Origin of the sequence: Actinomadura sp. NPDC047616, from assembly GCF_040642915.1 — a bacterium.
In the GTDB taxonomy this organism is placed as follows: domain Bacteria; phylum Actinomycetota; class Actinomycetes; order Streptosporangiales; family Streptosporangiaceae; genus Spirillospora; species Spirillospora miaoliensis.
This window is the reverse complement of the sequence record NZ_JBEYTB010000034.1, coordinates 17,905-29,085: the sequence shown is the minus strand read 5'-3', so window position 1 is coordinate 29,085 and position 11,181 is coordinate 17,905. Positions and strand designations below refer to the sequence as shown.

Below are 11,181 nucleotides of genomic sequence, written 5' to 3'. Positions count from 1 at the left end.
CGGCTTCGACCCCCACACCTCGCCCCCCCCCACAACCACCCCCCCGCAGGGGGCCGTGGCCGGCAGCGACGTCACCCCCCATCTGTAAGTGCCCCAGACATTAACCACACGGGCGGCGGGCGCCTCGGCGCCGGCCGCCCTTCTGGTTCAGGACTGGGACTCTTCCTCTTCGGGGATGACGTCGATGCCGGCCTCGGCCCGCTGCTGCGGGGTGATGGTCGTGGGGGCCGAGGTGAGGGGGTCGAAGCCGGACGCGGCCTTCGGGAAGGCGATCACGTCGCGGATCGAGTCGCCGCCCGCCAGGAGCATCACGACGCGGTCCCAGCCGAACGCGATGCCGCCGTGCGGCGGCGGGCCGTACTTGAACGCCTCCAGGAGCCAGCCGAACTTGGACTCGGCCTCCTCCTTGGTCATGCCGAGCACGTCGAACACCCGCTGCTGCATCTCGGCCCGGTGGATACGGATGGAGCCGCCGCCGATCTCGTAGCCGTTGCAGACCAGGTCGTAGGCGTTGGCGAGGGCCTCGCCCGGACGGTCCTGGAAGTCGTCGGCGAACTCGGGCTTGGGCGCGGTGAACGGGTGGTGGACGGGCGTCCAGCCGATCTGCTCGCCCTTCTCGTCGTACAGCGGCTCGAACACCGGGGCGTCGACCACCCAGGCGAACGCCCAGGCCGACTCGTCGATCAGGCCGCAGCGGCGGCCGATCTCCAGGCGGGCGGCGCCCAGCAGCTCGCGGGAGTCCTGCGGACGGCCCGCGGCGAAGAACACCGCGTCGCCGGGGGCGGCGCCGACCTTGGCGGCCAGGCCCTCCTTCTCGGCGTCCGACAGGTTCTTGGCGACCGGGCCGCCCAGTGTCCCGTCCTGCTGCACCAGCACGTAGGCCAGCCCGCGCGCGCCGCGGGCCTTGGCCCAGTCCTGCCAGGCGTCCAGCTCCTTGCGGGTCTGGGACGCGCCGCCCGGCATCACCACGGCGCCCACGTACGGGGCCTGGAAGACGCGGAAGGACGTGCCGGAGAAGTACTCCGTCATGTCGGTCAGCTCTTGGCCGAACCGCAGGTCGGGCTTGTCCGAGCCGTACCGCGCCATCGCCTCGGCGTAGGTGAGGTGCGGGATGGGCCGTGGGATCTCGTACCCGGCGATGTCCTTCCACAGCCGGGCGACCAGATCCTCGGCGACCCGCAGCACGTCTTCCTGGGTGACGAACGACATCTCGATGTCGATCTGGGTGAACTCCGGCTGCCGGTCGGCGCGGAAGTCCTCGTCGCGGTAGCAGCGGGCGATCTGGTAGTACCGCTCCGTGCCCGCCACCATGAGCAGCTGCTTGAACAGCTGCGGCGACTGCGGCAGCGCGTACCAGTGGCCCGGCTGGAGCCGGACGGGCACCAGGAAGTCGCGGGCGCCCTCGGGCGTCGAGCGGGTCAGCGTGGGCGTCTCGACGTTGACGAACCCGTGCTCGCGCATGACGTCGTGCACCACGAACGACGCCTGGGAGCGGATCCGCACGGCGCGGGCGACGGCGTCGCGGCGGATGTCGAGGTAACGGTACTTGAGCCGGACCTCCTCGTTGACGTTGGCGTCCCCCTCGATCGGGAACGGCAGCGGCGCGGACTCCGACAGCACCTCGATGTCGGTGGCGGCGACCTCGACGTCGCCGGTGGGCAGCTCGGGGTTCTCGTTGCCGGCCGGGCGCACCCGCACCTCGCCGGTGATCTTGACGCAGTACTCCGAGCGCAGGTCGTGCGCGGTGTCCTCCTCACGGAAGACCACCTGCGCGACGCCGGACGCGTCGCGCAGGTCGATGAACGTGACCCCGCCGTGGTCGCGGCGGCGGGCCACCCAGCCGGCCAGCGTGACCTGCCGGCCGGCGTGCTCCCGGCGGAGCGTCCCCGCCTCGTGCGAGCGGATCATCGTGCGAGCCTCTCCCTCAACGTCGTGACGATCTCGGTGAGCGGTACGGCGGTCTGGTCGCCGCCGGCCAGGTCCTTCAGCTGGACGGACCCGGCGGCGATATCTCGCTCGCCGAGGATCACGGCGTACCGGGCGCCGGAACGGTCGGCGTCCTTCATGGCGCCCTTCAGCTTCTTGCCGCCGTAGGCCATGTCCGCCGCCACGCCCGCGGCGCGCAGCTCGGCGATCAGGCCGAACACCCTGCGTTCGGCCTCCTCGCCGAGGGCGACGCCGAACACCTGGCAGCGCGGCGGCGCGGTGAACCCGGCCCCTTCGGCCTCCAGTGCGAGCAGGGTGCGGTCCAGGCCGAGGCCGAACCCGATGCCCGGCAGCGGCGGGCCGCCGATGTCCTCCGACAGCCCGTCGTAGCGTCCGCCGCCGCCGATGCCCGACTGGGCGCCCAGCAGCGGGTGGTCGAACTCGTAGGTGGTGCGGGTGTAGTAGTCCAGGCCGCGCACCAGCGTCGGCGTGTCCTCCCAGGCGATGCCCAGGTCGGCCAGCAGGCCGCGGACCCGGTCGTGGTGGGTCTTGCAGGCCGCGCACAGGTGGTCGGCCATCAGCGGCGCGCCGGCGAGCTGGGCGCGGACCTCGGGCCGCTTGTCGTCCAGCACCCGCAGCGGGTTGATCTCGATGCGGGCGCGGGTGGCCTCGTCCAGGTCCAGGCCGCGCAGGAACTCCTGCAGGCGGGCGCGGTAGGCGGGGCGGCACTCGCGGCACCCCAGCGAGTTGAGCAGCAGCCGCACCCGCGTCAGCCCGAGCGAGCGGTACCAGTTCCAGGCGATCGCGATGGTCTCGGCGTCGACCTGCGGGTCCTCGCTGCCGATCGCCTCCAGGTCGAGCTGGTAGAACTGCCGGTAGCGGCCCTGCTGGGGCCGTTCGGCGCGGAACGCCGGGCCGGTCGTCCACACCTTGACCGGCAGCCCGCCGCGCTTGTGCAGGCCGTGCTCCAGGACGGCGCGCAGCACCCCGGCGGTGAACTCCGGGCGCAGCGTCAGGGAGCGTCCGCCGCGGTCGGTGAAGGTGTACATCTCCTTGCTGACCACGTCGGTGGACTCGCCGACACCGCGCCGGAACAGGTTGGTGTCCTCGAAGACCGCCAGCTCCAGGTAGCCGTATCCGGCCAGCCGGGCCTGCTCGGCGAACCGCTGCCGGACGGCCTGCAGCAGGTCCGCACGCGGCGGGACGTACTCACTGACCCCCTTGGGGGCCTGGAAGCTCGAACTCATGATCCTTATTGGGTCACATCCCCGTGCGGGGACCCTCGGCGGGCGCCAGCTCCGCCAGGAACGGGTTGGTCGCGCGTTCGCGGCCGATGGTGGTCTGCGGGCCGTGGCCGGGCAGGACGGCGGTCTCGTCCGGCAGCGTCAGGCAGACCCGCGACAGGCTCTCCTGGATCTGCTCGTAGGAGCCGCCCGGCAGGTCGGTGCGCCCGATGGAGCCGGCGAACAGCAGGTCGCCGGTGAAGATCACGTCGGGCACGTCGCCCGCGGCGGGCGTGCGGAACGTCACCGATCCCGGCGTGTGGCCCGGCGCGTGGTCCACGGTGAGGCGCAGCCCGGCCAGCTCGATCACCGCGCCGTCCGACAGCTCGCGCACGTCGTCGGGCTCGGTGAGTTCGAGCCCGCCGAACAGCTGCTGCCCGGGACCCAGGGCCAGGCCCTTGGCGGGGTCGGTGAGCAGGTCGCGGTCGTCCGGATGGACGTAGGCGGGCACGTCCTTGGCGCCGCACACCGGCGCCACCGACCAGACGTGGTCGAGATGGCCGTGCGTGAGCAGGACGGCGACCGGCTTCAGCCGGTGCTCGCGCAGCAGCTCGTCGATGCCGGCCTCGGCGTCCTGGCCGGGATCGACGATCACGCACTCCTCGCCCGCGGCGGGCGCCACGACGTAGCAGTTCGCGGCGAATGATCCTGCGGGGAACCCGGCGACGAGCACGGTCGTCCTTCCCTTCGAGCCTGTGGTGCCGGCCCGCGCCGTCGCCGGCGGGGCCGTGCCCGGCCGCCCGTCGCGGCGGGTCGTCCGGGGCGGGCGTCCGTGGGATCGTCCGGCCGGGCGGCCCGGCGGCGCAGGCGGCGGCGTTTCGAGGGTACCGGCGAGGCCAGGGGCATCGCGAACGAGATCGGTCGTTCGCCGTGTCGCCGGGCCGCGGCGGGCCCGGCGGGACCGCCGGCGGGCGGGTCCGGGTGAGGGAGGTCGCGTGCGGGGGGCTTGACCATACACGGGCCATATGCCGGTACCGCTACTATGCGCTGCACGTTCCCCTGATCACATCCTCGGCCCGGCGCGTCGGGGGCGGGGCGGACGGTTCGACGCAACGGATCCGCATCACCAGGAGGGGCAGGCACGTGGCGGGGAAGGACCGCAAGAAGCAACTCGCGCGGCAGCGCTACGAGCGGCAGCAGCAGCGCCGCAGGGCCGAGCAGGCCCGGGCCCGCCGCGTGAAGATCGTCGGAGCGGTGGTGGCCGTGGCGGTCGTGGCCGCGGGCGCGGCGGTCATCGTGGCGGCGACCCGGCCCGACCCGCTGAGGTGCGCCTACGACGCCGCCCAGGGGAAGGCGGCCAAGAACGTCGGCAAGCCGCCCGCCGAGCCCGCGTACGAGAAGGCCGTCAAGGCGACCCTGGACACCAGCCAGGGGAAGGTGGAGATGGAGCTGGACGGCGCGAAGGCCCCCTGCACCGTCAACTCCTTCGCCTTCCTGGCCCAGAAGAACTACTTCGACAAGACCGACTGCCACCGGCTGACCAGCGGCGGGCTGAACGTCCTGCAGTGCGGCGACCCCAAGGGGGACGGCACGGGCGGCCCGGGCTACCAGTTCGCCAACGAGAACACCGAGGGCGCCAAGTACGTCAAGGGCACCCTGGCGATGGCCAACTCCGGCCCGGACACCAACGGCAGCCAGTTCTTCATCGTGTACGCCGATTCCAACGATCTGCCCGCCGACTACACGGTGTTCGGCAAGATCACCTCGGGGATGGACGTGCTCGAAAAGATCGCCAAGGGCGGGTCCGAGCCGCAGGGTGACGGTAAGCCGAAGACAAAGGTGACGATCCAGGACGTCGCGATCGCCGGGAATTAGGCGAACGGGATACTAAGGTGTGGAGGGTCCGGTGAGTGTGAGCACGATCGGACCGTGATTCAGGAGGCAAGGGTGTCCAGCGCGACCGATCCCTGGGGCCGGGTGGACGAGGACGGCACCGTCTATGTGCGGACCGCGGGCGGTGAGCGGGTCGTCGGATCGTGGCAGGCCGGCGCCCCGGAGGAGGCCCTGGCCTACTTCCGGCGCAAGTACGACGCTCTGGTCACCGAGGTGGGCCTGCTGGAGCAGCGGGTGCGCACCACCGACCTGCAGCCGGGCCAGGCCCAGCACAGCATCCAGCGGCTGCGCGAGGCGGTGAGCGACGCCCACGCGGTCGGTGACCTCGACGCGCTGCTGCGCCGCCTCGACGTGCTGGGCGAGGAGGTGGGCCGGCGCCGCGAGGAGGTCCGGGCGGCGCGCGAGCACGCCCGCGGCGAGGCCCGCGTGATCAAGGAGCGGATCGTCGCCGAGGCCGAGCGCATCGCCGCCGAGGAGACGCACTGGAAGCACGGCGGCGAGCGGCTGCGCCAGCTGGTGGAGGAGTGGAAGGCGGCCGAGCGGGTCGACCGGCCCACCGAGACCGCGCTGTGGAAGCGGCTGTCGGCGGCGCGCAACGCCTTCACCAAGCGCCGCAAGGCCTACTTCGCCTCGCTGGACGACCAGCGCGAGGAGGCCCGGCGGGAGAAGGAGCGCCTGGTCGCCGAGGCCGAGGCCATGCAGGAGTCCACCGACTGGGGCGAGACCGCCGCCGCCTACCGGGACCTGATGCGCCGCTGGAAGCTGGCGGGGCGGGCGGCCCGGGACGTGGAGGAGGACCTGTGGGCCCGCTTCAAGGCGGCCCAGGACGTGTTCTTCCACGCCCGCAACGCCGCGTTCGCCGAACGCGACGCCGAGCTGCGGGTGCACGCCGACGAGAAGGACAAGCTGCTGGCCGAGGCCGAGCGGCTGGTGCCGGTCGGCGACGTGCGGGCCGCGCGGCAGTCGCTGCGGTCGATCCAGGAGCGCTGGGAGGCGATCGGCCCGGTGCCGCGCGACCAGCGCGACCGCCTGGAGGGGCGGCTGCGCAAGATCGAGGAGGCGGTGCGCGGCGCCGAGGAGGCCGAGTGGCGGCGCACCAACCCCGAGGCGCGGGCGCGCGCCGAGGCGACGGTGGCGCAGCTGCGCAGCTCCATCGACCAGCTGGAGAAGCGGCTGGCCAAGGCCCGCGACGCCGGGCGGGGCAAGGACGTCAAGGAGGCCGAGGAGGCCCTGACGGCCCGCCGCGCCTGGCTGGAGGAGGCCGAGCGCACCCTGGCCGAGTTCTCCCGCTGACGCCCCGCGTCGAGCCCTGACGGCGGCCTTGGCGGGCGGCCGGGCGCGGTCGCGGCCTTCTGGTGCCTGCCGGTCCGCGCGGCGGCTCGGAACACGCGGCGTGACGTGACGTGCGCGGCGCGGCCCCCGGGCGGGGGCCGCGCCGGCGGTCAGGGGGTGGCGCCGCGTTCGGTGAGCATGCGGGTCATCAGGGTGATCTCCGACTGCTGCCCGTCCACCATGCTCCGGGCCAGGCTGCGGACCCGGGGACGGTCGGTCCGCTCCAGGACGGCGCGGGCCATGTCCACGCCCGCCCGGTGGTGCACGATCATCAGCCGCAGGTAGCGGATCTCGGCGTCGCGCCCGGATGCCGCCTCCAGTTCCCGCAGCTGCGTGCGCGTCGCCATGCCCGGCATGACGGCCCCGTCGGCGCCGGCTCCCGGGGCGGGCGAGGCGCCGCCGTGGTGCCCGCCCATCCAGCGCATGTGGCCGGCCGGGTCGGTCTTGGGCAGGCCCCATTCGTCCAGCCAGGCGGTCATCATGCCGATCTGCGCCTGCTGGGTGGTGATGATGTCGTACGCCAGCAGCCGCACCGGCTCGTCGTCGGTGCGGTCGCGGACGATGAACGACATCCGCACGGCCTGGGCGTGGTGGGTGCTCATGTCGCGGGCGAACCCCGCCTCCGCCGAGTCGGTGCCGGGGTGGCCGGACCGCCGCATCGCTAGGGCGACCAGCACCGCCGCCGTCAGCAGCACCAGCACCGCCAGCACGACGGTGACGCGGCGTGCGCCGGTGGTGCCGGACGGGCCGTCCGCCCGCTCCTGCCGGGGCGGGCGGACGGCCGTGCCGGTCTCGGCGTCGCTCACGGGGTGTCCTTGGCGCCGTTGCAGGCGGCGCCCGGCTCGGGGGTCTGCGGGCCCTTCACGTAGGCGCGCAGGAACGCGTCGATCCGCGAGTCGGAGGCGTCCTGCACCTTCAGCTGCTTGCCCCACGCGCTGAGGACGATGGGGGCGTCCAGGTTCGGATACGGGCTCAGCAGCGTGTAGTCGGTGCCGTCCACCTTGTCCTTGAGCCGGTCGAGCTGGTCGCCGGCCAGGCCGGGACGGTAGGTGATCCACACCGCGCCGTGCTCCAGGGAGTGGACGGCGTTCTCGTTGCGCAGCGGCTGGTCGTAGACCCGTCCGTCGCAGTTCTGCCAGACGGGGTCGTGGGCGCCGCCCATGGGCGGGTTGGTGTCGTACTGCACGGCCCCGCCGGTGTGGTCGCGGCTCAGGTTCTCCTTCTGCACCACACCGGAGATCGCCGCCGCCTCCGAGGCGGACGGCTCCCGGGTCTGCATGAAGGCGAACGCGATGGCCACCACCGCCACGACGCCGATCACCGTGAAGAAGACGATGCCTCCCCACGGGACCTCCCGCTTGGTGAGCACGTTCTTCTGGTTGCGGTTGCGCGCCTGCGGTGCGCGGTTGCGGTTCTGCTGGTTCTTCTGCTGGTTCTGGTTGCGGGCCCGTGTACGGGCGCTCTTGGACATTCGGGGGTCTCTCCAAGGGAACTGGGATGAGGCAGGAACGGCGACATGGCCGTAGGGCGGCAGGGCCGCACGGCAAGCGCGGCGAGCGGGGAAGGCCCTGGCTCCTACGGCCGGGCCGTCACAGCCTCAGAACCTGGAGAGAAGCGAGTGAAGGCGGGGAGGGCGGGCCGGTCGCCTGTGGGGCGAGGACCCTGTGCCCACGGGGCGCCAAAAGCGCGCGCATGGGACGCCGTCCCACGGCCAGCGCGAGCGTCAGCAGGCTGATCAGCACGGCGAGGCACAGGCACGCGTGGGCGGGGCTCAGCGGAGGCAGGTCGACCGGGGCCTTCAGCGTCGTCGCCAGAGGCGTCGCCGCCGGATGCGCGGGGTGCGCCTGTTCCGGCGGGCCGCCGGCCAGCGCGTCGGCGACCTCGGACGGCACCGACAGGGCGTGCTGGGTGCACACGCGCAGCGGCGCCCCGTGCCCCAGCCCGTAGCTGGAGACGAGCCCGGCCACCACGAACAACGCCACGAGCAGGCCGGCCAGCCCGTGGCGCCGCTGCGAGGCGGCGGCCGCCGTACGGGTCACCGATTCACCTCCGGGCGATGCCAACGCGATCACGGCGCTCGACGCGACCGACACGACCAACACGACCAACCTGACCGAACCGGCCAGACCTCACCGAGCTGGCCAAATAGACCGGCTTGACGAACCTGGCCAAGCACCCAACGCCGCGCCGCGGTGCCGAGTTCCCCGGGACGCGGGTGCCGGATCGGTTGATATCGGAACGGTACCGTCATTCCGGGCGGCGGTGCCGGGAACCGTCCGCCCCCGCCCGAGGCGGTCGGAGTCCTGCCGGAGATGTCGGTCCGGCGAGATAGTGTTCGGAAGGTGAGCAGGGCGCGACCGGACCAGCCGGAGGGGCTTTTCGACGACCCGCTGGAGGAGATCACCGGCGGTCGCGTGGCCGAACCGGCCGCCGCCGGACCGGCCGCCGCGAGTGCGGCGGGCGCGGGCCCGGCCGACGGCCGGGAGCCGCTGGCGGTGCGGATGCGCCCGCGCGGCCTGGACGAGGTGGTCGGGCAGTCGCACCTGCTGGGCCCGGGCACGCCGATCCGCCAGCTCGTCGACCGCGACCAGCCCATGTCGCTGGTGCTGTGGGGGCCGCCCGGCACCGGCAAGACCACCCTGGCCACCGTGGTCAGCCGCGTCACCAGCCGCCGCTTCGTGGAGATCTCCGCGGTGACCGACGGCGTCAAACGGGTCCGCGCCGAGATCGACCTGGCCCGCCGCGAGCTGGGCATGACCGGGCGGCAGACCGTCCTGTTCGTCGACGAGGTGCACCGCTTCAACAAGGCCCAGCAGGACGCGCTGCTGCCCGCGGTGGAGAACCGCTGGGTCTCGTTCATCGGCGCCACCACCGAGAACCCGTTCTTCTCGGTGATCAGCCCGCTGCTGTCGCGGTCGCTGCTGCTCACCCTGGAGCCGCTCGGCGAGGACGACCTGCGCGAGGTGGTGCGCCGCGCGCTGGCCGACGAACGCGGCCTGGCCGGGGCGACCACGCTGGACGCCCCCGCCGAGGACCACCTCATCCGCCTGGCCGGCGGCGACGCCCGGCGCGCCCTGACCTACCTGGAGGCCGCCGCCCTGGTCGCCGGGGACGGGCAGCCGATCACCGTCGAGGTGCTGGAGAAGGCGGTCGACCGGGCCGCGGTGCGCTACGACCGCGAGGGCGACCAGCACTACGACGTCATCAGCGCGTTCATCAAGAGCATCCGCGGCAGCGACGTCGACGCGGCCCTGCACTACCTGGCCCGCATGCTGGAGGCGGGGGAGGACGCCCGGTTCATCGCCCGGCGGCTGATCGTGCACGCCAGCGAGGACGTCGGCATGGCCGACCCCACCGCGCTGCAGACCGCCGTCGCCGCCGCGCAGGCCGTGGAGTTCGTCGGGCTGCCCGAGGCCCGCATCAACCTGGCCCAGGCCGTGATCCACCTGGCCGTCGCGCCCAAGTCCAACGCCGTGATCACCGCCGTGGACGAGGCGATCGGCGACGTCCGCCGCGGCCTGGTCGGGCCCGTGCCCGCCCACCTGCGCGACGCCCACTACAAGGGCGCCGCCAAGATCGGGCACGGGGAGGGCTACAAGTACGCCCACAACTACCCCGGCGGCGTGGTGCGCCAGCAGTACGCGCCCGACGCGGTGCGCGGACGCGAGTACTACCGGCCCACCCGCTACGGCGCCGAGGCCCGCTTCTCGGAGATCGTCGACCGCATCCGCTCCGTGCTGCGCGGCCGCGCCCGCGACACGCCGCCCGACGCCCGCTGACCCCGCCGCCCTCACCGAGGCGGCCCCCGCCGCCCCCGGGCGCCTCCGTCGACGCGATGTAGGGATTCATTCGGGCATCGCCGGTGTTTGCCCGATAACCTGCCGTGCGACACCCCGGTCACACTGGGACCGCGGCGCCCCGCCCGCCCGCGGCGGACGGCCGCGTTGCGCGCCCCCGGCGGCCGCGCACCCGCGTCTCCCTGACCGGTGCCCACGGTAAGGTCTGTCAGACCGGACCAGCCAGCCCGAAAGACACAGCGAACGGAAGTCCTGATGCTCACAGGTGGACAGCTCGCGGGCCTCATCGTGGCCGTGTTCTGGGCCGTGCTCGTCTCCTTCCTCGCCTACACGCTGCTGCGGCTCGCCCGGCTCCTGCGCGAGGCCGGCGACCTGGTCGCCGACATCGCCGACCAGGCCGGTCCGCTCATGGAGGACATGACCCGCACGGTGCGCCGCGCCAACGAGCAGCTCGGCCGCACCGACGTGATCACCAAGCAGGTCGCGGGGGTCACCCAGAACGTCTCGGCCGTCACCACCGTGATGACGTCCGTGGTGGGCGGCCCGCTGGTGAAGGCGGCGGCGTTCTCCTACGGGGTCCGCAAGGCGCTGGCCGCCCGCTCCGAGGAGGGCCGCGCCACGGGACGGTCCGAGCTGACGCCCGCTCCCTCCCGCAACGGCGCCAGGAGCAGGGGGCGCGGGCGATGAAACGGCTGTTCTGGCTCTCGGTCGGCGCGGGTGCCGGCATCTACGCCAGCCACCGGGTCAAGCGCCGGGTGGAGCGCCTGGCGCGCACCTGGTCGCCCGAGGGCGTGGCGTCCCGCGCGGTCACCGCCGGACACGACATGGGGGATCGGCTGAGGCATTTCGCCGACGACGTCCGTAGAGAGATGCGGAACCGTGAGGCGGAACTGCGGGAGGCCGTACAGATCGACACCGTGCCGATCGACCCCGCGCCGGACCCCACCCGGCGGCGCCGGGTGCTCAAGGCGCGTTACACGATCATCGACGACGACAAGGATGGCCACTGA

At 73.2% G+C, this 11,181-nt stretch carries 11 protein-coding genes; 5 read left to right on the top strand and 6 right to left on the bottom strand.

Annotation, left to right across the window (positions count from 1 at the left end):
* Positions 1 to 147: 147 nt before the first annotated feature.
* The 3 genes from aspS to ABZ801_RS41200 are packed head-to-tail and all read right to left on the bottom strand — an operon-like array spanning position 148 to position 3,882.
* A complete protein-coding gene (aspS, locus tag ABZ801_RS41210; RefSeq protein ID WP_360709309.1) occupies positions 148 to 1,908 on the bottom strand; it encodes an aspartate--tRNA ligase in 1,761 nt (586 codons plus the stop codon).
* The gene (gene hisS / locus ABZ801_RS41205; RefSeq protein WP_360709306.1) at positions 1,905 to 3,173 is read right to left on the bottom strand and encodes a histidine--tRNA ligase; all 1,269 of its coding nucleotides are present in this window, start codon (positions 3,171 to 3,173) and stop codon (positions 1,905 to 1,907) included. Before hisS ends, aspS begins: the two co-directional genes overlap by 4 nt.
* A 13-nt stretch (positions 3,174 to 3,186) precedes the next feature.
* On the bottom strand, positions 3,187 to 3,882 hold the full coding sequence (locus ABZ801_RS41200; RefSeq protein WP_360709303.1) for an MBL fold metallo-hydrolase: 696 nt from the start codon (positions 3,880 to 3,882) through the stop codon (positions 3,187 to 3,189).
* Between the two features lie 410 nt (positions 3,883 to 4,292).
* On the opposite strand from ABZ801_RS41200, the gene ABZ801_RS41195 reads away from it, so the two are divergent.
* Positions 4,293 to 5,024 (top strand): peptidylprolyl isomerase, encoded by a 732-nt coding sequence (locus ABZ801_RS41195; RefSeq protein WP_360709300.1) that lies wholly within the window; start codon positions 4,293 to 4,295, stop codon positions 5,022 to 5,024.
* A 72-nt stretch (positions 5,025 to 5,096) separates the two neighbouring features.
* The gene (locus ABZ801_RS41190) at positions 5,097 to 6,335 is read left to right on the top strand and encodes a DUF349 domain-containing protein (protein ID WP_360709297.1); all 1,239 of its coding nucleotides are present in this window, start codon (positions 5,097 to 5,099) and stop codon (positions 6,333 to 6,335) included.
* Between the two features lie 149 nt (positions 6,336 to 6,484).
* Here the strand turns inward: ABZ801_RS41190 and ABZ801_RS41185 are convergent, their stop codons facing one another.
* From ABZ801_RS41185 to ABZ801_RS41175, 3 genes are all read right to left on the bottom strand, one after another.
* On the bottom strand, positions 6,485 to 7,180 hold the full coding sequence (locus ABZ801_RS41185) for a DUF305 domain-containing protein (RefSeq protein ID WP_360709294.1): 696 nt from the start codon (positions 7,178 to 7,180) through the stop codon (positions 6,485 to 6,487).
* A complete protein-coding gene (locus ABZ801_RS41180; protein WP_360709291.1) occupies positions 7,177 to 7,845 on the bottom strand; it encodes a DUF3105 domain-containing protein in 669 nt (222 codons plus the stop codon). The genes ABZ801_RS41185 and ABZ801_RS41180 overlap by 4 nt, the downstream gene beginning before the upstream one ends.
* Positions 7,846 to 7,963: 118 nt before the next feature.
* Positions 7,964 to 8,413: a hypothetical protein gene (locus tag ABZ801_RS41175; RefSeq protein WP_344957881.1), complete on the bottom strand. Its 450-nt coding sequence runs from the start codon at positions 8,411 to 8,413 to the stop codon at positions 7,964 to 7,966.
* Between the two features lie 462 nt (positions 8,414 to 8,875).
* On the opposite strand from ABZ801_RS41175, the gene ABZ801_RS41170 reads away from it, so the two are divergent.
* The 3 genes from ABZ801_RS41170 (at position 8,876) to ABZ801_RS41160 (ending at position 11,181) form a co-directional block, all read left to right on the top strand.
* Entirely contained in the window at positions 8,876 to 10,153 is a 1,278-nt protein-coding gene (locus ABZ801_RS41170) for a replication-associated recombination protein A (RefSeq protein ID WP_344957952.1), read from the top strand.
* Positions 10,154 to 10,426: 273 nt separating this feature from the next.
* A complete protein-coding gene (locus ABZ801_RS41165) occupies positions 10,427 to 10,858 on the top strand; it encodes a DUF948 domain-containing protein (RefSeq protein WP_344957883.1) in 432 nt (143 codons plus the stop codon).
* The gene (locus ABZ801_RS41160) at positions 10,855 to 11,181 is read left to right on the top strand and encodes a DUF6167 family protein (protein ID WP_344957885.1); all 327 of its coding nucleotides are present in this window, start codon (positions 10,855 to 10,857) and stop codon (positions 11,179 to 11,181) included. The genes ABZ801_RS41165 and ABZ801_RS41160 overlap by 4 nt, the downstream gene beginning before the upstream one ends.

Coding starts and splice junctions, on each gene's coding strand:
- aspS (WP_360709309.1), bottom strand. CDS start 1,908: ATGATCCGCTCGCACGAGGCGGGGACGCTCCGCCGGGAGCACGCCGGC.
- hisS (WP_360709306.1), bottom strand. CDS start 3,173: ATGAGTTCGAGCTTCCAGGCCCCCAAGGGGGTCAGTGAGTACGTCCCG.
- ABZ801_RS41180 (WP_360709291.1), bottom strand. CDS start 7,845: ATGTCCAAGAGCGCCCGTACACGGGCCCGCAACCAGAACCAGCAGAAG.
- ABZ801_RS41170 (WP_344957952.1), top strand. CDS start 8,876: ATGCGCCCGCGCGGCCTGGACGAGGTGGTCGGGCAGTCGCACCTGCTG.
- ABZ801_RS41165 (WP_344957883.1), top strand. CDS start 10,427: ATGCTCACAGGTGGACAGCTCGCGGGCCTCATCGTGGCCGTGTTCTGG.
- ABZ801_RS41160 (WP_344957885.1), top strand. CDS start 10,855: ATGAAACGGCTGTTCTGGCTCTCGGTCGGCGCGGGTGCCGGCATCTAC.